General features: G+C 37.7%; 23 protein-coding genes. 12 read left to right on the forward strand and 11 right to left on the reverse strand.

Going from position 1 to position 23,059, the window contains the following annotated elements; genetic code table 11:
• The first annotated feature begins 13 nt into the window (after positions 1-13).
• The 4 genes from DSM106972_RS47350 (at position 14) to DSM106972_RS47365 (ending at position 4,929) form a co-directional block, all read left to right on the forward strand.
• Positions 14-1,228, forward strand: a complete 1,215-nt coding sequence (locus DSM106972_RS47350) for a vWA domain-containing protein (RefSeq protein ID WP_233787975.1) — start codon at positions 14-16, stop codon at positions 1,226-1,228.
• Positions 1,228-2,028: a hypothetical protein gene (locus tag DSM106972_RS47355; RefSeq protein WP_127087219.1), complete on the forward strand. Its 801-nt coding sequence runs from the start codon at positions 1,228-1,230 to the stop codon at positions 2,026-2,028. Before DSM106972_RS47350 ends, DSM106972_RS47355 begins: the two co-directional genes overlap by 1 nt.
• A gap of 104 nt (positions 2,029-2,132) precedes the next feature.
• Positions 2,133-3,053 (forward strand): ARC6/PARC6 family protein, encoded by a 921-nt coding sequence (locus DSM106972_RS47360; protein ID WP_127087220.1) that lies wholly within the window; start codon positions 2,133-2,135, stop codon positions 3,051-3,053.
• Positions 3,054-3,204: 151 nt separating this feature from the next.
• Complete coding sequence (locus tag DSM106972_RS47365) at positions 3,205-4,929, forward strand: serine hydrolase (RefSeq protein WP_158633007.1); 1,725 nt, start codon at positions 3,205-3,207, stop codon at positions 4,927-4,929.
• An 8-nt stretch (positions 4,930-4,937) separates the two neighbouring features.
• On the opposite strand, the gene DSM106972_RS47370 is transcribed toward DSM106972_RS47365, so the two are convergent.
• From DSM106972_RS47370 to DSM106972_RS47390, 5 genes are all read right to left on the reverse strand, one after another.
• Positions 4,938-5,531 carry a hypothetical protein gene (locus DSM106972_RS47370; RefSeq protein WP_127087222.1) on the reverse strand — a complete coding sequence of 198 codons (594 nt, stop codon included), beginning with the start codon at positions 5,529-5,531 and terminating at the stop codon, positions 4,938-4,940.
• Positions 5,532-5,703: 172 nt separating this feature from the next.
• Positions 5,704-8,520, reverse strand: a complete 2,817-nt coding sequence (locus DSM106972_RS47375) for a hypothetical protein (RefSeq protein ID WP_127087223.1) — start codon at positions 8,518-8,520, stop codon at positions 5,704-5,706.
• A gap of 10 nt (positions 8,521-8,530) precedes the next feature.
• Complete coding sequence (locus DSM106972_RS47380) at positions 8,531-10,876, reverse strand: hypothetical protein (protein WP_127087224.1); 2,346 nt, start codon at positions 10,874-10,876, stop codon at positions 8,531-8,533.
• A 25-nt stretch (positions 10,877-10,901) separates the two neighbouring features.
• On the reverse strand, positions 10,902-11,801 hold the full coding sequence (locus tag DSM106972_RS47385) for a S1 family peptidase (protein ID WP_127087225.1): 900 nt from the start codon (positions 11,799-11,801) through the stop codon (positions 10,902-10,904).
• Positions 11,798-12,115, reverse strand: a complete 318-nt coding sequence (locus DSM106972_RS47390; RefSeq protein WP_201800887.1) for a CU044_2847 family protein — start codon at positions 12,113-12,115, stop codon at positions 11,798-11,800. The genes DSM106972_RS47385 and DSM106972_RS47390 overlap by 4 nt, the downstream gene beginning before the upstream one ends.
• A 787-nt stretch (positions 12,116-12,902) precedes the next feature.
• On the opposite strand from DSM106972_RS47390, the gene DSM106972_RS47395 reads away from it, so the two are divergent.
• Positions 12,903-13,967, forward strand: a complete 1,065-nt coding sequence (locus DSM106972_RS47395) for a ParB/RepB/Spo0J family partition protein (protein WP_127087227.1) — start codon at positions 12,903-12,905, stop codon at positions 13,965-13,967.
• Positions 13,968-14,050: 83 nt separating this feature from the next.
• Here the strand turns inward: DSM106972_RS47395 and DSM106972_RS47400 are convergent, their stop codons facing one another.
• Both DSM106972_RS47400 and DSM106972_RS47405 read right to left on the reverse strand, forming a co-directional pair.
• A complete protein-coding gene (locus tag DSM106972_RS47400; RefSeq protein ID WP_127087228.1) occupies positions 14,051-14,443 on the reverse strand; it encodes a hypothetical protein in 393 nt (130 codons plus the stop codon).
• Between the two features lie 606 nt (positions 14,444-15,049).
• Positions 15,050-15,235, reverse strand: coding sequence for a hypothetical protein (locus tag DSM106972_RS47405; RefSeq protein WP_127087229.1), 186 nt, complete (start codon positions 15,233-15,235; stop codon positions 15,050-15,052).
• A 195-nt stretch (positions 15,236-15,430) separates the two neighbouring features.
• On the opposite strand from DSM106972_RS47405, the gene DSM106972_RS47410 reads away from it, so the two are divergent.
• From DSM106972_RS47410 to DSM106972_RS47425, 4 genes are all read left to right on the forward strand, one after another.
• Positions 15,431-15,697, forward strand: a complete 267-nt coding sequence (locus DSM106972_RS47410) for a hypothetical protein (protein ID WP_127087230.1) — start codon at positions 15,431-15,433, stop codon at positions 15,695-15,697.
• A gap of 203 nt (positions 15,698-15,900) precedes the next feature.
• Positions 15,901-16,269, forward strand: coding sequence for a GIY-YIG nuclease family protein (locus DSM106972_RS47415; RefSeq protein WP_127087231.1), 369 nt, complete (start codon positions 15,901-15,903; stop codon positions 16,267-16,269).
• Positions 16,266-16,496, forward strand: a complete 231-nt coding sequence (locus DSM106972_RS47420; protein ID WP_127087232.1) for a hypothetical protein — start codon at positions 16,266-16,268, stop codon at positions 16,494-16,496. The genes DSM106972_RS47415 and DSM106972_RS47420 overlap by 4 nt, the downstream gene beginning before the upstream one ends.
• 305 nt (positions 16,497-16,801) lie before the next feature.
• Positions 16,802-17,686: a DUF1186 domain-containing protein gene (locus DSM106972_RS47425; RefSeq protein ID WP_127087233.1), complete on the forward strand. Its 885-nt coding sequence runs from the start codon at positions 16,802-16,804 to the stop codon at positions 17,684-17,686.
• Between the two features lie 229 nt (positions 17,687-17,915).
• On the opposite strand, the gene DSM106972_RS47430 is transcribed toward DSM106972_RS47425, so the two are convergent.
• Positions 17,916-19,064 (reverse strand): relaxase/mobilization nuclease domain-containing protein, encoded by a 1,149-nt coding sequence (locus DSM106972_RS47430; protein ID WP_127087234.1) that lies wholly within the window; start codon positions 19,062-19,064, stop codon positions 17,916-17,918.
• A gap of 26 nt (positions 19,065-19,090) precedes the next feature.
• Positions 19,091-19,462 carry a plasmid mobilization protein gene (locus DSM106972_RS47435; RefSeq protein ID WP_233786929.1) on the reverse strand — a complete coding sequence of 124 codons (372 nt, stop codon included), beginning with the start codon at positions 19,460-19,462 and terminating at the stop codon, positions 19,091-19,093.
• Between the two features lie 700 nt (positions 19,463-20,162).
• On the opposite strand from DSM106972_RS47435, the gene DSM106972_RS47440 reads away from it, so the two are divergent.
• Genes DSM106972_RS47440 through DSM106972_RS55590 form a run of 3 tightly spaced genes read left to right on the forward strand, consistent with a single transcriptional unit; the run spans position 20,163 to position 22,468 of the window.
• Positions 20,163-20,690 (forward strand): hypothetical protein, encoded by a 528-nt coding sequence (locus tag DSM106972_RS47440; protein WP_127087235.1) that lies wholly within the window; start codon positions 20,163-20,165, stop codon positions 20,688-20,690.
• 21 nt (positions 20,691-20,711) lie between these two features.
• Positions 20,712-21,479 carry a P-loop NTPase family protein gene (locus tag DSM106972_RS47445; protein ID WP_127087236.1) on the forward strand — a complete coding sequence of 256 codons (768 nt, stop codon included), beginning with the start codon at positions 20,712-20,714 and terminating at the stop codon, positions 21,477-21,479.
• Positions 21,479-22,468, forward strand: coding sequence for a DUF6753 family protein (locus DSM106972_RS55590; protein ID WP_325052285.1), 990 nt, complete (start codon positions 21,479-21,481; stop codon positions 22,466-22,468). The genes DSM106972_RS47445 and DSM106972_RS55590 overlap by 1 nt, the downstream gene beginning before the upstream one ends.
• A 3-nt stretch (positions 22,469-22,471) precedes the next feature.
• Here the strand turns inward: DSM106972_RS55590 and DSM106972_RS47455 are convergent, their stop codons facing one another.
• Together DSM106972_RS47455 and DSM106972_RS47460 are read right to left on the reverse strand one after the other, a co-directional pair.
• A complete protein-coding gene (locus DSM106972_RS47455) occupies positions 22,472-22,720 on the reverse strand; it encodes a hypothetical protein (protein ID WP_127087237.1) in 249 nt (82 codons plus the stop codon).
• 67 nt (positions 22,721-22,787) lie between these two features.
• Positions 22,788-23,057 carry a hypothetical protein gene (locus tag DSM106972_RS47460; RefSeq protein ID WP_127087238.1) on the reverse strand — a complete coding sequence of 90 codons (270 nt, stop codon included), beginning with the start codon at positions 23,055-23,057 and terminating at the stop codon, positions 22,788-22,790.
• Between the last annotated feature and the right edge of the window lie 2 nt (positions 23,058-23,059).

Consider the following 23,059-nt stretch of genomic DNA (forward strand, 5'->3'; position numbering starts at 1 on the left):
TATATCAACATTAATGCTTGCTTGTTTTAGTAATCCGAGTTTGGCACAGGTAAAAAATGCTGAAATTATCGGCGCCCCTACTGTTAACGAAGACCGAGTGACAATTCGTATCAAGGTTAAAGGCAAAGAAGATAAACCAGTTATGGGCTTGTTAGATACAGATTTTCGTTTGCTAGTAGATAATAAAGAAGTTAAATTTAAGCCTAAAGATTGGAAAAATCCCGAACAATCAATACCACCTCCAGCTTGGATTATTGTACTGTTAGATTTCAGCGGCAGTATGAGGCAGCCAGATAGCCGAGGTAAAACAAAGCTGGAAGGAGCAATTAGTGCTATACGTGAATTTTCTCAGGTTTTAGCAGAACGGGGCGGTAATACCCAGTTAGCAATTGTTCCTTTTGGCACGCCAGGAGACAAATGTGAAGGTTACGTTGTTAATAATGATACCCTTGACAAGTTTTTTCCTGCGGGTGATTTTAAGTTAGAAAACCATCTTAATTATCTTTCAGGTTTGACACCTTGTGCATCGACAAACCTCTATGAGCCACTCACCAAGGCGTTAAGGTTTTTAGGCAATACAGAAGACCGTCGTTTTTATGTACCGGAGGGTTCTCAAGAACCTCAACCACGACTCTCAGTCATATTGCTGTCGGACGGTTACCATAATGCAGTTAACGAAGAACAGGATTTTAGAAACCTGGAACGTCTTCTGAGAATTAACGAAGGAATTATAGTACATAGCTTGGGATATGGTTTAACACCAGAACAACTTGGTGCAAAATACAAACTTACCAGAGCCGCTACCCGCAAAGACTTGGGCAAAGGTGCAGGTAAAGTTCCAGAAGAAGAATTTGTAGACCGCGACCGTCTTAAACAAATTGCCAACTTAAGTGGTGGAATTAATGAGTTTTCAGGAAATGCTCAAGCTATTGCTTCTAACTTAAAGTTATTTCTCGACGCTTTACTCGGTGAATACGAAATTTCTTACACCGAACCAAATCCTGAACGTGGCTCTAAGCATAAGGTTTACGTAGAGCTAACATCGTCAGGGAATAATGCGGTCGTCAAATCTGAACCAAAACCTTACAGCATTTTCTGGTTTACACTTCCCCCACAAGTGAGACACATTATGCTCTTATGCGTCTTGCTTATTCTTGGGCTTGGTGGTGTACTTCCCTTTTGGTTGTGGGGAAAACGGTTAAAAGAACAAGCATTGGAGGATTATTAATGAATAAACTGTTGCTATCTCTAACACTGTTATTAGTTATTTCTGGGTGTGGCACTTCTGGGCAAACTTCGGCTAATTCTAAGCAGTCTAATTCAAATGATTGTCCTGATAAACCGGAGACGAAGCTGGATATTAAAAATGTTAAATCCATAGTGCTAAATAATCAAACAACAACCGAATCTGGAATTGCTAGTAAAAGTAAATCCACAGGATATGCTTTTGAGGCACAAAAAGGGCAGAAGCTGAAATATAACACAAGTGCAGACGTTTGCCTCTGGGTTTACACGCCAGATAGCGAACTTATCAGTACTAACGTTTTACTCAAGAATGGGAAATACACAATTCAAATTTCTGCACCAAAGGGTTCTACTACTTTTGAACTAGCAATGAACTTAGACGGCGCCGAATCAGCCACAACTGCTAGTAATAACACCTCTCAAAGTTCTTCAACTCAATCATCAGAGCGACCATCTCCAGCACAGATGGTGAAAGATCATTATATTGCAATTAATAACCGTCGATATCAAGAAACTTGGGATAATCTATCTCCCGATTTTCAACGATTATCAGGAAGCGCTAATGCTTATGGTGATTATGCCGAGTGGTGGAATAGTGTTGAGAGAATAAACATTGGTGACGTAAGAACAGTTGAACAAAGCGATAATCGGGCAATAGTAGATGCAGATTTACAATATGTTATGAAAACAGGAAGAACAGCAACCGATGAGAACAATCGAATATATTTAATTTGGAATGACAGTTCCAAAAAATGGCTGTTTAACAGCAAGAGAAAATCGTAGTACAAATGTAAAATATGCTTTCATTTAATTTTAAACTATAATTACAACAAATATTTAATAATTTTTTGTGTAAATTTAGATTAATCTTTGATTCTTTAAAAAACATGAAAAAAATATTACTCTCTTTTCTCATCTTTACAACTTTTGGATTACAAGCTTGCCCAAATCCGCCAGAACATCCAAAACCTAAAGATACTATTCTTTCAGGTGAATGCCCCGAAAAGCCTGAAAAGTTGTCTGCAAAAAATGTGCAACAAGTCGAACTTAAATCTCAGATAACTAAAGAATCTGGAATAGTTAGCCAAACTAAATCAATAGGTTATGCATTTGATGCTCAAAAAGGTCAAAAATTAACCTATAAAACAAATGAGAGTGTTTGCGTTTGGGTATACACTCCAGACAATGAACTTTTGAATAATGCAGTATTACCAAAAGCTGGGAAATATACTATTCAAATATCTGCACCAAAAGGGTCTACAACTGTTGAGTTAGCAATGGGTTTAGATGTTTCTGATTCTTCCAATAATACAGATAATTCCTCAGACTCAAATTCTTCAAATTTAAACCCAAATTCAAATTCTTCGCCTTCATCGCCAATAACCCAAGATGAGGCTGTAAACGTGGTGAAAAACTGGCAACAAACCAAGCGGAGATTATTTGCTAGTCCATTCGATAGAAATTTAGGCAGTGAAATTTTAACTGGCAAAGCTTATGGAATAAATGTGAGTAATTCAGATAGCTCAATGAATTGGCTGCAAAAATACAATGCTTACTATACTTATGGTTTACAACAAGTTGATAGCATTAAAAATTTCATTGCTAGCGGTAATCAAGCAACAATTGAAGTTGTTACTACTGAAGAACGAACTCTTTGTAAAAATAGCCGAATCGATAGAGAAAAAACTGTATCTGACACAAGTAGAGTTCTTTACAACTTGCAATTTGAACAAGGCAAGTGGAAAATATCTGCTTACGATACTCTCGAACAAATTCAGAAGTTCCCAAACCCACGACCTTCATGTTAAATAACTTTCTATAAATTGATTAGGGTGCATTAAATTTTGTAAACATATTTGACAAATCTCACGAGCATCAAAAAACGACTTGATGATTTATAGTTAGACATTTGTTTTCATGAAAAATTCAATATTTTATTGTACCTATTTCTCTAATCCTATGAAAAGGTTTATATCTACTCTACTGTTATTAATAATCTATGGATGTAATAATTCTCAGACTTCAGAGAATCAAGCCAAGCAAAACTTAAGTAATTGTTCAAACAAATCTACAGTTCCACTAGAGAGCCAGGATGCAAAGCCAGTCGCATTAGGTGAACAGACTGTATTAGAAACTGGAATAGTTAATCAAAGCAAATTTGTCGGGTATACTTTTCAGGGAAAAGCGGGTGAACGTCTGAACTATCAAACAAATCAAGATATTTGCGTTTTAGTTTTCACACCAGGGCGCCAGTTACTGTATGACCCCATTTTACCCACAACTGGCAGATACACGATTCAAGTTGCTGCTGTTAAAGGTTCTACTACCTTCGAGTTGAAAATGAGTTTGGGCAATGCGAAAGCTTTTTCTTTTCAACCAACACAACAAAATGTAAAATTGGCGTACAACGTTACAACATCACCAACCTTTCAGCATAGTCAGAAGTTACAAGGGATTATTAATGAACTACTAAATCTGGCTGCCGCAAAAGGAATGCCACAAAATGCTTTATCAATAACCTTAATCAACGTGAACACAGGTGAATTTGCAGATTACCAACAAGAACAACTGAGGTATCCTGCAAGCGTTGCGAAACTATTTTGGATGACACTTCTCTACGGTGAGCTTCAAAAAGGTATTTTACAAGATGAACAAGCCTTTACTGGCGACCTAGAGAAAATGCTTGTCAAATCAGATAACGAAGCAGCTAGCCGTATTATCGACCAAATTACCGAGACAACATCTGGGTCTAAGCTAGTAGGCAAAGATTTGCAGACTTGGCTTAGTAAACGCTACCAAATGAATTCTTTTTTTGAACAAGCAGGCTATGGAATGATTGATATCAGCCAAAAGACTTTTCCTATTCCCAGTGAAAAACTTTATGAACCTAAAGGTCGTGATTTACAAATGCGTGGCGACCTCCAAAAGCCCATTCGTAACAAAATTACAACTCAGCAAGTTGCCAGACTTATGTACGAAATTGTTAAAGAACAGGCAGTTTCACCGGAATACAGCAAGAAAATGGCGGGATGGCTATCTAAAGATTTGAATCTAGAAATTTGGCAAAAACTTGACCCCAATGCTGGAGAATTCAACCCTGTACGTACTTTCTTTGGTGAGTCTTTACCGAAGGATGTTTACTTCTTATCCAAGGCTGGTTGGACTAGCTCTACGCGGCAAGAAGTAGCATTTATCAAAACTAATAACGGTAAAAATGCTTATATATTAGCTATTTTCGCCGAAGATAAAACTTATGCTAAAGATGGAAACATCTTTCCAAAAATGTCGCGGTTGGTTTTCGACCGGATGGTTAATGGTGGGGAGATTGCTTCTGCTAAATCTGCTTCTTTCCCTGAGCAATCAAATCAATCTCTCGGTTGGATTAGAATAGGCGCCGTAGATAAAGGAGCAAGCAATACTTTGGTTGGAGAACCTCTAGTTTCCACAGCTATACCTATAAGCATCTCATCACCAACCGTGCCCCCTGTTGGCAAGCAAGTAACACTCTCGGTGGCAGCTAATTTACGAAAAACCCCACCGCAACCACCAAAATACGAGTTGATAGACAAAATTGGTATATCTCAACCAGGACAGAAAATAGTTATACGTAAGCTAGAGGCATTTATAGACCCTAATACTAATCCTGCCTATAAAACAGTTTGGGCAGAAGTCGGTTCACCCTAACCTATATATTAAATTTTTACAGCAGTGTTACGGTATCCAAGGGAAATATCGTCACACCAATCACGTAAAATTTTGTCTATCTCAAAAGCTTTTACCTCCCTTGACGCTATTTCTTGCAGCGCATTTATAAAACTTTGGCGTTCGCGCGCGTTGGAGTCGCTGAAAAAACGCTGCGGGTTATCTTCGTAAAACTCTGTAAGCTCGATAGGATAGTCGTAAATTTCCGTTTGCTGATTATCGCTAAGTACTGTCAGTTGGAGTTTATACGTAACTAGCGATATGGCTTTTGCTGAAGTTGCAGTTTCCAGTTGTACCTTGGAGAAAGCACCTGAATGCGAATTGCTATTCCCTGCTGACTGCACAGAAGGAATGAGTATTATTTTGTCACCTGACCTAACACCCGCTTCCCTAAAAGTTAGGTTATCCCTTAATATTTCATTAGTTCTTTCTAAGAAAAGTCGGCAAGGTGGATTCTCTGGTAATCCCAGTAGCATCTGCACTGCTTGCCGAGATTCATTTAGTTGAGAGTCCAGCAAAATATCTTTGAGGGTTTTCTCGGCACTACCATCCTCTATTTGAAATGTAACCACAATTTCAGTCATTCTCAGCCATTGTATAAATTAGTTAATTTGATGTAATTATTTTTCATTAGCTAGAGAGCTACGCGATGTGGAATTGTATGTGCTATTATACAGTGTTCTATGAAAAATTTAATCTATGCTTAGTGTTCATCAATCTTCTTCTTGATTGCTAGCACTTACTATTACGCTTAGATTAAGAATCTGAATTGCTTTGGCTAGGTGGTAGATTCATTTGTTCTTCAAATAATAAAGAATTCCGACCCTTATTTTTGTTAGGCTCTAGTAACTGAAGACTGCTTTCAGCATCCTCAAGAGAGGGGTTGAGAAGTTCTTGTTCTAAACGGTTTATTTTAGCCTCTAAATTTTGAAGTTCATCCGCTTCGGCATCAGGGTCTGCAATCAGTTTTGCTTTTCGCTCATATAATTTATCAAGTTCTACAGATTTTGCTTGATTTCTTCTTGAGGACATTTCAAGCTGCTTTTTACGTAGCTCTGTTCTTGCTTGAATCTGTGCTAAAGCCTCATCAACTTTTGCTTTTTCCAATGTTTGTTGAGCTTTGAACACATAAGTTTCTTGCTCAGTACGAGTACGAGACAAATTTCGTATACTAATTTCCAAACCGTATTGATCTATAACGCTTCCCCTTGCCCACTCGTTGATGTAGCGTTCCATAGTAGACAATAGTTGAATATCTGTATATCTAAGTAACTCACTGCCAGCATTCATCAGTTTTGAGTTAATGCTTTTTTCAATAGAGTTTTTGATTTCAGATATGCCACTAGTCTGGCTTTCTATTTTACTAATTTCCTCACTTATCTCCTCTAATTCCTCACTATTATCTTCTATATCTCCTGCTTTAATTAGCTTAGAGTATTGTTCTTTCAACGCTTTAAGTTTTTGCCGCAACTGCTGCTGCGACTGCTGCATAGATTGAAATACAGATTGAAATCTATACCAACTACCTGTCTCAATACCTAATATTTTAAAGTCTCCTTTAAAATTAACAACTTCTCCACCACTCAACGGAGTAATACTACACTCGAATGAACCTATCATCCCCATTAGTGTTTGTAAATAGTCAATAATTTCTGTTTGTTCTGGAATAGGGACAATACTAATAATTTCGGCACCAAAACGTTCTTTTAATGTTGCTTCAATTGTCTCTTTTAATTCTTGTTCGACAGATTTCTCTACATGTGTTTCAGCAACATAGAAACGCATATAAAAACGTTCTGGCTCAATCCTACGCAACACTTCCCTAGTTGTGCTATTTACTACCTTTCGCATTTCTTCAATAATTTGAGATACATTACCATTCAGATAATCCTCAATTTTATTGAAATTTTTAAATTTAGCGTTAATACTAGTACTGAGTTTTACTTTGATACTGGCAGTATTAGTTGAGAACTGTTGGTTTTCATCTAAAATTTCAAAATTTTCTTTTAGTCTAAGATGTTCGATTCTTGGTAGAGAAACAATATGTTCTACTGCATAACCAATAGAAGCAGCTTCTCTTTCCATTGCTTCTCGAATCTTTTGAGAATCTTTTTGAAAATCATCTAGGATATCTATGTACTTCTTTGTTAACAACAAAGGTTTAATTATTTTTTCCAGTTTGCTCTCAACCCATGCTTGTAAATTAGGAGATTGTGCAGAAATATACCTTCTCACATCTTGAGGTAACATCTGAAGAGTGTTTTCTACACGTATTGGTCTTGAATAGTTTTGAACCTTACATTCAACTGTATGTTGTATTTCAACAAGTTCTTTTGGCGGTGGTGAGGAATTAGCTACCTTGCTATCTAGATATAAATAGCTAATTATGCGACCTTTATCAGCTAGCTTTTGATTTAAATAATCTACTAAACCATTTCTAACTTTATCTTTTAATTCATAATAAAAATCACTGATTTTAGTATGTAATTGCAAATAATTTTTTATTTCTGTGTTCAACAGATTAGTTAGTTGTATAGTTCCCCATCTATTTGAATGTGAAATTGCTTTGATGCGGTCTAAAACTAATAATTCTGTTTGAATAGTTAGGTCTAGTGCCTCATCAGAATCAGAAACACGGACAGTAATTTCTGAAGGAGGAATTACTATAGTTTCAACCTGTTTGGTTAAAGAAATGTTTAAATCAAGTTGAATACCAATTTCTTCTCTCGCAGTAATTTGTAAATATTGTTTTAATGCTGTAACTTTTCCTGAATATTGGTCGATAAATTCACCCTCGCGTCCACGAAGGTGATAATTAACCCAGTATTTAATTTTTTTATCTATTTCGTCTCTTATCGGTTTACCGGTAGTAAACAGTTGTTGAGCTACTTTTTCTCTATCTATAGGATCATAGCTAGCACGGTAAGCGAGAGTAATACTTAACTGGCGACTACTAGCAACATCCTCTACTTCAATAATCAAGCCACTACGTTCAGCAATATTTGAAGCATCTTTGTTACTGAAAACTAGGTTACGGGCATCTTGTGTTTGAATAGGCGAAATTCTCAAATCAAGCCTTAGACCAGCTTCATTTCTAGCTTTTGTTTGGAGATTATTTTGCAATTTTTTAATTTCATCAAAATAATTATCGATGAAATCAGCAACGCGGTCGCGGGTAAATTCAATCACCCATCTTCTTATTTTTTTATCGAGTTCTGCTTCTGGAGAAGTATCACTATGGAGTGCTTTAGCTACTTTTTCTTCATTATTATTCTTATCAGCTTCACAACTAGCACGATAAGTTACAGATATACCCAACGTCCGATTATTAGAAAAATCTGTAATTTCTATTCTTAATTCTCTAGGCTCAGAAAAAATAGAAGAATCGTTAGAAACTATATAATATACTAAGTTGCCGCCAAAAGATATCGTTGGTATTTTCGCTTGGGTTTCCCCTGTTCGTTTGTCAACTACTACAACTTTTCCTGTAGAATAGTTATTTTTAGCTCTAGCAACTGCTTCGGCTCTTTCTACTTTCCGGATTACATCATAGAGAAAATTTTCTTGACTCATATTTATCTCCTTAGTTGCTCTCTAAATTTTCTTGTTGTAATGCTTTAAATCGTTTTTTCAATTCTCTCAGTAGTTTTCTCCTAATAATAAACTCTTTCTTTAACTCTTTATTGCCAGATTCTTCATACTGTACAGATTTATCTAAATACTCCTCTGTGAGTTCTGTCCAACGCTCCGTAATCTGTCTTTGTTGTGAACGAGAGGCTATCAAAATAATACGACGAAGTAAGTTATCGAATAAATTCAAAGCTTCTTTTTCTGGTTCTTCATCTTTAAATCCCCATATAATCACGAACCATTCTGCAATAAAAAAGCCAATTGTTTCCAGAGGGTTATTTTCATCAATTTCAAGCATTTCCAATACATATTTGACGGCCAGATCTCCGTTCTGACTCGGATATAACAACCAACTAACTAAAGTATCGAATTCTTCATTTACATTGCTATCAGGACTACCTTTTAATGGCGCAAACAGAGGATATACATAGTATCCTTTGCCATACCATTTTAAATCTAATTTTAATGTGGTTTCTCCACAGTAAGCAAATAACAGCAACAATCCAGCTATATTTGATGGAGAGTATCGTGCTGGCGAAGTATCTTTTTCAGGCAACCATTCCTTTAGAATTTCTAGTAATTCATAAATATATAAATGAAAGCCACTTTGCCATAACGTCTCTTCCAGTAAATTATAAATATCTGATTTAATATCACTGTATTTATTATTGATTTCGTCTTCTTCCTGTTCTAAATCTTCACTATCTAACAATTGCCTCAACCAATTTAATATATTTCTTGCCGATTGCATTCCTAGCAATCCAGTACGTAAATGTAAGTATATTAAATATCTAATAATTGAAAAAGCCAGCTTACGATACTGTGGACTTATCAATCTATCTAAAAATTTTTGAGCTATGGTTTCAGAATGTAAATACTCAGGCTCAATTTGTAAACGATAAATTAACCTTGACAATCTTTCAAGTAAAATATCTTGTTTCTTCTCATCCTCATCGGCAATTTTAATGAGGAGTTCTATTAGCCAATCTTCTGCATAATTATTAGGAGAATAAACTGCTGTTTTGACTGCTATATTAATTGCATTATCCGCAACTTCCTGAGAAGAATCAAGTAATAAATCTAGTTCTTGTGTGCGTTGCAATTGTTGCTCAAAGTAAAAGATTTGCTCACTCTCGAAATAAGCTATAAAATTTTCTCTTAATTCAGGATGAGAGAAAGTAATAACCTGTTTTCCATCTTGACGCTCAACTTTTAAATGGCACTTCTTTAAATATTGGTCAGGTTTATCAAAGCTCTCTTGCCAAATTTCAGTTAATTCCTTTGTTTTTGCTTCTTCAATAAAGGGAGTATGGGATTGAAACTGATAATTTGGAAATGCTCCTGCATTATTAAGTGGGACACCGATTCCAGGTTGGAAACCAACTCCAATGTTTCCTCCTCCTCCATTCGGGTGATTATTTGCCGAATTCCCAAATCTTATATCATTATTAAAAACTGGTGTATTAACTGGAATAGATTTTTTTCTACCTTTTAGTAATAATCCAACAACTCGCTTAAAATCTTGAGCATTTAATCCTGGAAATAAAGTTGCTACATAAAAGACTGTGTTTTCAATATCCTGATCTTCTTTGAACAAAGTCGTAGCTGATATTATCTCAATTTCTGATGAATCATTTTTATGACTTTGTTCATGATTTTTATTTTTAGTAGCATTTCTTTTATTAAGTTCATCTTTAATTTTTTCTGTCTCTTCCTCACGCTGTTCTAGCTTTTCTTTAACCTGTTGACTTTCAGACTCAAGCTTCTCTATCTTTTTCTTGAGTGTACGTTTTTGGCTTTGAGAGTCAGTTTCGTTATAATCTTCGTCTAAACCTTCTATTTCTTCACGTAACTTATTATAGTTTTTATCTAAATGTTCTATCTCTTTTTGATATCGTTCCCGCCATGTTTCTAAAATATTATCTGGAATATCCTTATATTTATTTTTCTCTTTATCTTCTTCTGTTGGGGATTGATTAGGAAATTCGCCTTTGCCACCTTTATGACTAGTTCCTTTTTTATTAAATGGGTTTTTAGAGCTTACATCAGCTGACGCTGCATTTATATCGTCTAAACCCTTATTAGGTATTTTGCTGCTTCTTTCCTGATGCAAGTTAGTTGGTGTCGTTGTTACACCAATCTCTTTCTCACTTGTTACTTGATTAACAGCAATCTTTCCCTGTGTGCTACTGCTTTGTAATTGATTTTTTTCTTCACTAGCAGCAGATATATCTGGAGTACTAGTAGCGTTTTCCTGTTCTGTTTCTTGATTATTGGCAGAAAAGTTTTCATCTATCATTAGTACTTAATCCTCCTTTTTATAATTACTCTTGAGTCAGTTCGTCAATCTCAGTTAGCAGCGTTTCTACCTTTAGTTCGTGTGGCTGAAGCTCTCGTTCGTAACGTTCTTTTTTTTGATTCAGCATACGCTGCCGTGTCAAATCGTCTCTATGCTCGTTAATCTCAACATCTATTAATTCAATTAGTTCTTGCAATTCTTTAGACTGTTTCTCGGCAAGATTAAGCTCTCTCTTAAGTCGCTCTATTTTTCTCTGCATGGCAGGAGTCATACTACCTCCGCTCTTTATTTTTTCAGCACTAGGTTTACTAATTAAATTTTGAGGCATTCCTTTTCCTTGCCAAATCTTGCCCAAAGCCTCTATAGAAATAGCCACCCCCTTACCTTGCCCTGTTAACTGAGCAACCACCCCCAAAACATAGCCACTGGCTTTATCAACAACAGGTGAACCGCTATAACCTGCTTTCAAGTCATGTTCACTATCATTACTAATTTCTAAATTCCAGGCAGGAGTGCGATCACTTTCTTCCAGTATTATTTGTGTTCCACCTAACTTGCCACTAATAGAAGCTAGCTTACGGGTCTTTGTGCCGTCAGTGTAACAGCCGGATGCAATAAACTCTCTTCCCTTTTCGGCAACTACACCTAGCTTTAGTGATGGTAGTTTAGTCAATCCATCTTCAACTGCTAAAACAGCTAAATCACAGCCTTGCCTATTACCCGAAGCAACTTCTTCCTTTGCAGGATAACCACCAACTTTTACTCTACCTACTCCTCCGACTTCTTCCACTACATGAGCGCAAGTCAACACATAAGTTATATGTTCATCCTGATGAATCACAAATCCTGTGCCAAAGTTTCCACCGTAATCAGTCGTATCAGTGCTAGTAATTAAAATAATTGAGTCTGAAAAATTTTGATTCATGGTTCATTATTAGGTTTTATTACTAATTTCACTTTCAAATTGCTACTAGCTCTAGCTTTGGTAACGTATACACTGCCTTCACCTTCAAAACCAAAGCTGATTTCAACTTCAGCTTGCTCAATCTGCATTTCTTTATCTAATTCTTTCCAAGCCGCAGCTACCGGACGACAAGCCTTTACCAATATCGGCTTAATTTTGTCAAAAGTAGCATTAACTCTATCGGCAGTACTAGCAGCAATCTGCCTTGCTTGATCATCTGGCACTTCTACCTCTATTAAAGTGCCATCTTCTAACTTAATTAGTTTGGTAGCCATTATCATCTCCTGGTAAATATAAATGCATTTTTTTGGTAGAACCGTATCTTCAATAGGTTTTAGATTTGACCGCCAGGATAAAGATAAGGGCTAGCTTGCGACTCATCTCTCCGTAAACTAGTGCTTTGTATTGCCCAATAAATCTTTTCAACCTTGTATTTGGATTTATTTTAAGCTTACATTACAACATAACATCGGTTTATACTGATAATGCGACAGATTTTGTAAAAAAATTCTAAAGTTTTACCTAAAATACTTAAGTATAGTAACACATCAATAACCAATTCTTCTAAGAAACACAGGGATAGCCCCTTGTAATAAAGGTTATCGTTATTATTCTTAGTGTGCTTACTTTTATACAAATAGTATGTCTGCTAAAGATGATAACCTTGGATATCTGATATCTTGACATAGTACTAAAGGACTTCCAAATAAAAAAATCTCCAATATTTTCTTGTGGAATGGGCATCCTGCCTGTTCATTCAAAGGAGGTGTTCGCTTAGGTGCCTACCCCACAAGATGGAGAATTAAATTTTTGGAAGTCCCTAAGATTAGTTTCAAATCCTGCAATTGCAGCTAAAAACCGTTACCGCAATAGTTATCTCCCTTGAAACAGGCGCCCACTTATAGCTGCATCACCAGTTCTCTTCATTTGTAACAGGCCAGGTAAACTCTCCATAGCGCTACTCCCCTTCGCAGTTTTTAACTAGATAACAACCACGCTCGCAGGCGCCACCTATCACAACTAGGGTATTGTAAAAAATAGCCTGCTTTTATAATTATCAAAATGACAAGCAATAAAACCAAGCAACCCCTAAATAGCAAAAAAGAAGAACCTGGGTTAATCACAGGTAAATTAAACACCGATTCGCAAGCGTCCATCCTACTAGAACAGATTATTGTACTATCGACTCAACCGCGTCGTTACTTTGACTCAGAGGCATTAGAGCAGTTAATTGAATCCATAAAACAGCATGGTATACTGCAACCATTGTTAGTGCGCCTCATTGATGGAGGTAAATACGAATTAGTGGCAGGAGAGCGACGTTACCGTGCTGCCTTAAGTATTGGATTAAAAGAAGTTCCCGTTGTAATCAGAGAATTAGACGACAACACAGCTTTTCAACTGGCAATAATAGAAAACTTACTTCGAGAAGACCTTAACCCTATCGAGGAAACCGAAAGCATCCTTCAACTGCTAGCATTCAAACTAGGTAAAAACATTAAGGAAATAACAACCGTACTTTATCGCCTACAACGCCAACAGAAAAAAGCATCTACAGCTACCCATCACGTTATGGGCAAAGTTGAAAGCGACTCTATAACCAATAAAGTCATAGACCAAGACGAAGGAGATAGCAACCCAGAAACCCATAACGTTATGGGCGCTCCTTTGTATAATAACCTAAACCCCAATCAGCCAGAGTCTGTAAACCCAGACCTAACAATCGTCAAAGAAGTATTTGATAGCTTAGGGTTAATGACTTGGGAATCCTTCGTTAAAAATCGCTTGCCCCTACTAAACCTTCCAGAAGAAATCCTTGAGGCACTACGACGTGGCGCCATTGAGTACACCAAAGCCAAAATAATCGCCAAAATTCCTAATTTAGAACAACGCACAGCTTTTTTAGAACAAGCTACTGCTAACAACTGGTCATTAAGCGAAATCAAGCAACGTATTACCTCAAATCAGGCGCCAACATCTACAAATAAAAAAGATTCTAATGATTATATAGAACGCTTCGCTGCTGTAACTACCAAAATCCGAAAATCGGGTATTTGGTCAGACCCCAAAAAGCGCAAACAAATAGAAAAATTACTCTCCCAATTAGAAACATTGACAACGGAATAGTAAGCAAATATTGCCACTACTCCCTTGTCTTAAATTTTGTTCTAAATGCAGAAGGCGCCTTTAGAACTCAGAGATAAAAGAGGTTAATCTTCTTTATTGCCAAAGTAGTAACCGAAAGCTACACCAAGTAAAGTAACTTGAGTTGTAATAAGCTGTGGAACTAAATTCTTAATTAGCTCTTTGTCAGCTTTAGGACTAAATGCAGCTACTCCTGTCAAAGTAAAAGTACCTAGTAACGAGCAACCCAGTAGCTTTACCAACCACATGACTAACCTAGTTCGAGTTGTTTCCCTTTGCTTATCCGTCCAATCAGAAGTCTCTTTGACGATTTCGTTTGTTGGCGAAACATCTTGTAAGTCATCAGAAATTTGCAAGTCTCCACTCGAAGAAATATCAGGTTCTGATTTGGTTGAGTTAAACTGACTTTCATCATGTGTGCCAGAAGTTGCAGCATTGCCACAGCTATCAATTTTCATAAAAAGTAAACGACTCCAATTTTTTTACAGGAGCCACCTCACCTTGCATTACCTAAAGAGTACTTCGCGAATCTCCTTATCAGGCTTCTGAAGTAAAACTTTAGTGAAGCTGCATTCTCTCCTCCAAAAGGTACACCTCCGTTGCAATAGCCCTATGGAGAGCCTCATTTTGAGAGTAATGCCTTGGTTTAAGCAAGGAACTTAAGCAGATAAGCAGTATCATCAGACAAGCTGATAAATAAGCGCTTTCCGCTGGTTGCTTTAGTGGCGGATAAGTTTTTGGCTTTAGCAGCAGAGCCTTCTTCTACATTCCGCTTCAATTTCTTTATTACGTTTAAACTAAAAGCTATACCTAATGGTTAAATTAAGAGTTATATCTAAGAGTTAAATTAAGAGTTATATCTAAGAGTTAAATTAAGAGTTATATCTAAGAGTTAAATTTAGTAACTAGGTTAAACGCTAGATTTGGAAGACAAGACAAATCTGCTGCTAAAAAGTATTATATACACAAACATCAAAATAGTGCAACTGATGCTCAACTGTCAATTTGGTACTTATTCTTATGTATGACAATGTTGTAACATTTAGGTTTGGAGAGAGGATATCCTAACTGTGAAGCTTGAAAACCTTAAACCTTTGATGGCGTAGGTAAAACTCTCGTTGCTCCAAACCATAACCGCATTCGTTGCAATTGCTGGTAAAGTACACGCTACGACGCATAGGCGCCGATGGTTGACTTTGCCATTGCTCACAGTTACTAAGCGCGATTATTAAAAGTACATTTAAATACATGTACTACTAGGCGCCACAGATACTAACTGGTTATCACCCATATTAAAAACTCAACCAGTCTGTTTTTGGAAAGGGCGAATCAAATTCCTCGACACAAACTACAAACCAAAACTACCAGCAAGGCAATCACATATCCTAATTTACTGGGGAGATAACAGCGCGCGGTTTCAATTCGTCTTCGATGCGTATGGAGTAGTGCAGCTACCACAAGCAATACTATCCAAATTACTGAAAACCTCTCCCAGCAATAATCCTGAAATTTTCCTAGGGGATAAGCAAGACACAAATATATCCCCTAGGAAAAGCGATGAGACGCCTGAACTTTTAGAAGCATCCCTAAATTGTCATTCTGAGCGCAGCGAAGAATCTATAATATCTCGCTACTCACAAGATGCTTCCCAATTCCTAGGGGATAACTCAGATACAACAAATATATCCACGCTTGAAAAGGCGCCGACATAAGGGTGATGGGAGCGGCAGCATACATTGGCGCACTGTCACAAAAAGGGTAAAGAGTATTATGAAGCTTATTATCACTACGAGGTTTGGAGCGATATAAGGGCTTCGCTCTATGCAAAACCCCTATACTTAAATGTATTCGCTAATAGATAAATTCCTCTTGCTCTACTCAAGGTAAAATCGGGCAAATGTAATTTCCTGCTACCATGCCCGACTCTATCCAACAAGAAGCCCGCCAAATTCTTGACACTCTCGCTTTCACTCCTTTTGATCAATGTCATCCTCTCAGTCATGAGTTTTTAAGCATCCCCGCTACAGCAGGCTTATATGCATTCCGACATTTGACCGAAGGGTTACTTTATATTGGCAAAGCTAAAAACCTACGAGACAGGTTACGTGGGGGACACAAAGCTTTTCTGTGGGGATGGCTTGACCGCTACGACCCAGAAGATGTGCGTATTGCCTTCGTCACTCTCAACCAATGGCAAAAACCAGGGTTATTATATGAACTAGAGACTCTTATTCTCCAAGCTAGTAATCCTCCTTACAACGTTAAAATTCCTAGAGAAGTATGACTCAAACTCTTAGTACCAAACATCTTTCCTCTGAAGCGATTGATCAGCTTGTTAACAACTTGCCTGATTATATAAAAGCTGCACTTTTAAAAAAATCCGCTGAACTTGAATGCCCACTCGAAGCTACCATTGAAATGGCAATATCTAGTTTTCTGGATGAAGAAGCATTTAGCTTTGAGGATTGTTTACTTGCTCAACGTCTAAAAAATCAGGATGAACAAGGTTGAGAAAAGTCAATATAAAAGGGTTTAATTTCATTTGTCAGCGCTCACTGGAGACAGAGGGCAGAAGTGCCATCTGAAACTACCAAGCGCGCTGTGATATACCAGCTTTCAAGAATCTAAGTAGTAGGGAAGATTAAGCCACGTATCCTTATATGTTTATACTGAGGAGTTGTGTATATTTAGCTGCAATAGTTTCTTAAACAAGAAGGCAAGAGGAAATCTGATTTTAAATAATTGGCTCGGATGTAACAGATTATGTGAAAATTAATAATTGTAAGTCTCGTATCTTTATCAGCCAAATATTGAGTATGCTGTTAGAAGAAATTTTGTCTCAATTGGAAACCTATAATGGAACATTTCCCCGTTTAGCTTTAGAGAGCGCTATTGAACAAAAAACCGAAATTACTCCAAAATTGTTAGAGATATTGGAAGAATGTAAAAACAATCTAGAAGATTTATTAGAAGATTCAACATACTTCTTACATCTTTACGCACTATATTTACTAGCTCAATTTAGAGAGGAAGCAGCTTACCCATTAATTCTCGACTTTTTCTCAATTCCCGGAGATATAACCTTAGATGTAACAGGAGACCTAGTAACAGACGACTTAAACAGAATAATTGCCTCAGTATTTGACGGAAATCTTCAGCCATTAAAACAACTAATAGAAAACCAACAAGCTAATGAATACGTTAGAAGTGCAGCGTTAAAATCATTAGTAACATTAGTTGCCGAAGAAATTATACCTAGAGAGCAGCTTATTCAATATTTTGCAGAGCTTTTTTCCAGAGAACCCGAAACTCAACCAGACTTTATTAAAACTAAATTGGTAATCAATAGTTGTAAACTTGGCGCCGTCGAGTTAAAGCCACAAATTGACGAAGCATTCGAGTTAAACCTAATAGATGATTTATTTATAGACCAAGAGAGCGTAGATGATACATTTCAAAAAGGTACAGAAGCAGCACTCATCAAACTTCGTCAAAATCGCCAATTTACCTTAATTACCGATATAATCACTGAGATGAAATCATGGGCTTGTTTTCGTAATGATAAATTAAAACAAAATAATAGCGTCTTCTCTAGCCCATCAGGATTTACTAATTCATTTAAGCCAGGGAAAGCTGAAGCTAATAAAAAGAAAAAAATCCAAAAAGAATCCCGTCGAAAAAATCGAAATAAGAAAAAATAGTATAAATGTTCAAATATGCCCCTCTATCTCGCACCTCTAAGTAAAAACTACACAACAGATAATATAGAGTAACAAAAATAACATTTTTTTTAGTCCTCTTCAAGAGGACTTTTGCTGTTAGCATACGGGTTTGCAACACGCACAGCGGGTTAGAACGCAGCGAATAATTTACAATTACTGAGTATTATTAACTTAGAGAGAATCCTGCAAAATGTCAGTTTATACAGAGTTAACGTTCTGATTCGATCTGTTTTTTCTGCATTCTAATAAGTTTTTGATGTTCTTGCTGTAGCTCAGATGCTGCTTTCATAACTAACTCTCTAATCTCGGTTGGTGTACGTTCAGTCAGAGTAGCGTTGATGCTTTGTTTTATTTCCTCTAATGGTCTTCCTGATTGCAGTAAGTGTTTGACTATCTTTATGTCCTGTTGGTTGGCTGCTTCAAGTTCTCTGTTTAAGGATGTTTGTTGATGCGCGCGCTTGGAGTTTGTAATATCAGTAGTGTCTGTATTAATGTTTGTGTCGATGGGCAAGTTGCTGTTTTCTTGTTTTGCTGGCGCCGCATTATGTACCAACTGTTTATCGCTTATATCCTGGTAACTTACACCTTTGTGCTTTTGTAGTCCCGTCCATGTGTATGCTGCTCCTAGGTGAGAACCACTAAATGCTTGTCCTGATAATTTGTAGCTAATGCCTTTTGACTTGCCGTTACGAGTCAAACCGTGACGAACTTCTACGCCAAGTTCAAGTAATCGCTCTATAAATTTTGACATTGTTGGGTGGTCGGTAGTGGCGCCGTCAATTATTTTTTGGAGTTTAACTTTTATTGGCTGTTCTGGGGGTGCTTCTCTTAAACCTTTGGAGTACTCGGCTTGCTCTCGTTCTACTCGGCGGTGTTGTCCTGTGCTGGCTGTACGCTCTAGTTTCTCATGGCTGGATGGTACTGGTTCTAAGTTATACTCTTGTTCTAGCTGCCGAACTATTACTTCGCTGCGCTTGTAGTCCCATCCATCATGTACGCATTTGCCATCGTTTAGTTTGATGCGGCTTGCCACTATATGTATGTGGTCGTTGTCTTTGTCACTGTGGCGGTAAACTACGTACTGGTTGTTGTTAAAGTTCATGCCTGTTAAGTAGCGCTCGGCAATTTCGTTCCAGGTGTCGTCAGGTAAATATTCACCCGGCGCCAGTGAAAGCGATACGTGATAAACTGCTCTCTCAACGTTTGGGTTTAGCTGTCGTGAAAATCTAAACTCGGCTGCTAGTTCTCGCGGGTTTCGACCTGACATATTTCCACCAATTAGTTCGGCTTCTTCTTTGTTCTCGACATATTCGAGTAAACCGCGAAAGCCTCGTCCTTTAATTTGCTTGGCTATCATTGTTCGTTTAATGCTTCGTTGTGGTCCTAGTCGTCTAAGTCGTCTTCGTCTTCAAGGAGTGACTCATCACTCGATGTAATTTCTCGGCGTATTTGATGCAGTATTTCTCGAAGTGCTTCTAACTCGTCACACGAATATGGTGGTTTTTGCCCCAGTTTTATTGCCGCGTTAGCGGATGCTGTTAGTTGATTGATGTTGTTTCCAATTCTCCCTAGTTCAATGTAAGTGTCTATGGCTATTTTAGTAACTCGCTTCGGTAATGGACGCAGTAGTGCGTTACGTCTAAATAACTCTGAACATGAGAGTCCGGCTTGGGATGCTCTCGAATGAATCATCTCAAATTCCAAGTCGGATACGCGGATTTGCATTATTTTGGTGCGAACTATTGAGCGTGACATGGGTTTTTCTTTAATCAAAGTGTGTTCATTTAAGGGTTGCTGATGGTGTGCTTGTAGATGGCGCCTGTTGTGTTGTCAATTTGGGCGTAGTTAAGGCGCCTGTGGTGTTCAAGATTGGACGTAATTAAGGCGCTCGATACCGAAGCCGGGGGTTTCTTAAGGGGGTATCCCCCTTGAGCCAGTCTGCCCGTACCGAGCGTAACGCTCTGGTAAAACGTAAGTTTTAGGGCATGGCTGGCTCCCTACCGAGGCGCCGGGGGTCACGGAAAATTTGGAGCATGGGAGCTGTGGGTTAATCACGGAGGATTTTGGAATAACCAGGCGCCTGTGATTATAAGTTAACTGTGAGACAAACGAAAGCGCGGGCGCCTGTGAATATAAGTTAACTATAGATAACTTATAAGAGAAAGTTTTAGAGGCGCCTGTGCGGATGAGAATGAAAGTGAATTGTTATCGAATATTCTAACTAGTTTTTTGGAACAAAATACTTTGATTGCTTGGAATTTTAGATATAAACTCACTCTAATAATTGATATACGGCATATCTACCTTTAGGTATAAAATTTGTCAAAATGTTATAATTTTGTTTGAATTAATAAAAAAAATGATAACGAAGTGTTAAAAGAGAAGTACGGTAACTGTTAATCGAGGTAAAACAAAAAAAGAGATTGAATTATCTTTACTGGGAGTCGTTATCTCCGTGACACAAGATAGAGTTTCTAAATCTAAAATTCCAGAGGCGTTAGATGCGCTGAGGGCTTTGGGTGCAAAGGAATTAGACGATGTATCGGCGCGCGATGCTATTAGGAAGATGCGCCGACAGATTGAAAGGGTGCTGCGGTTAGGTTATAGCTATTCTGAGGTTTCAACTACGTTAGCTTCTTTGGATATCCATATTAGTGGAGAACGCATTAAATACCTGCTCAACGATATCCGGAAAAAAACTCGTAAAAAATCTAAGTCCTCTCTAGGGGACACTCGTGGGAGCGAGATAGATAACAATATACGTGCGGAAGTTGAAGAAATGCCTGTCTCTTCTAACCCAACTGAGACTGCACAAACTAACGGTAAGTCATCCAGAAATGGTCAACCACAATCTAAGGTAACACAACCAAATAAAGCAAATTCAACTGATAAACGTTCCCTAGCCACAAACAACAATACTGACGCTAACAATACTAATTCCTTAGCCTTCAAACCCCAATTAATAAACGACGAAGATTTGTAATTGACCGAAAAGGAGCTTTTGATGGTTGCCAAAACAAAACAAACTACTGCAAAACAAACCACAGCGAAACCAAAATGCACTGGACGGTTAGTGCTAGTAACCGGGGATAAAGGTGGAACTGGTAAAAGTGTAATGGCGAGAATTCTTTTGGATACTTACCGTCATAGAAATATAAATTGCATCGCTTATGAGTGCGACCAGTCAAACCCACAACTATATCGGCACTACAATCAACTTCCTCCTGGAGTGCAAACGTTGAAGTTAAATCAGCGTGGTGGTGCCGATGCTTTGCAGGATGATTTAGGGCGTTTTTCTCCCAAAGTTTCGTTGGTGGACTTACCTGCTGGAGCGGCGGAATATTTTGAGGAAATAGCAAATGATATTTGTCTGTTCGAGAATGCACAGCGTATGGGATACCGCATCACAATGGTTTCTGTGTTGGGAAGGGTAAAAGATAGCGTCGTGCAGTTAAAACGGTTAGTAGATTTTTGTGGCGCCCAGGTAGATTATGTGGTGGCTAAAAATCTTTACTGGGGTTCGGAAAATAAGTTTATTCGGTACGACAATTCCAAAGTGCGCTCAACTATCGCTGCGTATGGTGGAGTAGAGTTACTATTACCAGAGTTGTTTGATGATATTTTCGACTTTATCGACTCCAATGATTTAACTTTCCGTTTAGCATTGGAACATGATGCTTTAACTGTGAGTAATAAATCCCGGATATTTGGTTGGATTGATAAAGCAGAAACTCAGTTAGAAAAAGCAGCAGTACAGTTGGGGTTAGATTAATGGCTGCAACTAATAGAAACAGTAAAAGCGGTAAAAATAATAATGCCGATAAATCTCATTTAGATAAACTTTTAGAGGATAAACCTCCAGAGTTTCAAACTAAAGTGTTGCGGTTCGCGCTTGACTCCGGAATGAAACAAGATGACCCAGCGTTTCGGTTGGTGCAATATATTGGATATTTAGCACAGCTAACAGAAACAGCCCCAGAAGATTGGAAAAATTTGTTTAAAAAATTACAAGGGGAATTATCTGAGTGGGCGGAACTAACGACGGAACAATTAGCAGCGGCAGCCGACCAGAGCGAGACAATCAACAATCTGGCTCAATCTTGCAACAGGCTTGGGACAGCGTTGAACGCATTAGACTCAACCTCGCAGCAACAGTTGGAGCAATTGACGGACTTGAGCGAAGCCTCCGAGAGTTTGAAAAGCGTCGTTGGGGAAATACCAACGTTGAAAAAACTATTGACTCAATTGAATCAAACCCTCGAAGAGAAACAGTTGTTGAAAGTGGAATTGACAACTGCTCAAATGGGGGAATTGAAAAGGGAGATTTCGATAACTCAAGCGAACAGGGAGTTGACCGAGATAAAGGGGGAGATTTGGGATGTAGCACAGAACCAGAGGCGCCTGATGTCGAAAATAGAACAATTGACCAACCCTCAAACCCAGAAAAGCAGACGAACGCAAATGCTAACTCGCATATGGCGCCAGTTGGAAAACGCGGTTTTGACTTGGATTTGTGAATTAAATTTATCGTTATCCTGGGTGGGGGCAATATTTTATATATTCTTTTTCTCCCTGCTTTTGGCACTTTTCACCAGGGCAACTTTTCAATTGGTACCTGTATCATTACCTGAAATTACACAACATCAGATTTATAAAACTCAAAAACAGGTGGATTATATATATACTAAAATACAGCGAATTGAAAAGCATTTAGAGAGCGAGAAGAAAGGGAAACCAGCGCGAACCGCGTTCAACTACTAAGATTTATAAATCACATAGCGACACATGAATAAATGCTTCCGGGTTGACTATGGCTAAAGAATTGCTTCTATCAAAATCCAGATTGTGAATTACTTTATCGACTTTGTAATTATACCCTTTATACCTAACAAACTCTCCCACACATGGAACTCTCGACATCTCAATTTCCTCTAGAGCTAGAGACTCTGTATGGTTATTCAGCTTACCAATTTTTTCTACGGGTATATAAACGTGAACAAATACAAGAGCCACTTGGTTTCTCCTTACAGTAATTTTTCGTTTGTATATGTAATTAATGGTGTTTGTTGGATAAAAATACTCAGCGCGGGAAACGAATAATCGTTTCTTGATAGCCATTTAATTCAACAGTCCAGAATTGAAATTCTTCATCAATGTCGTCTACTACTTTATACTGCGCTACGTTTTTCATTGTAAAATTAGTAGTCAAAGCATAATATCTACCTTCTTTATTTACATGTACCGCAATGCTTGATTGCCTGTTTGTGAGTTTTGATGCTGCTAATTTTAAATTAGATAAATCATCTTCATTCGGTTGGCTGTCAACCAAAATAATAACTTGTACGTTCATAA

Origin of the sequence: Dulcicalothrix desertica PCC 7102 (genome assembly GCF_003991905.1) — a bacterium.
Classification (GTDB): Bacteria; Cyanobacteriota; Cyanobacteriia; order Cyanobacteriales; family Nostocaceae; genus Dulcicalothrix; species Dulcicalothrix desertica.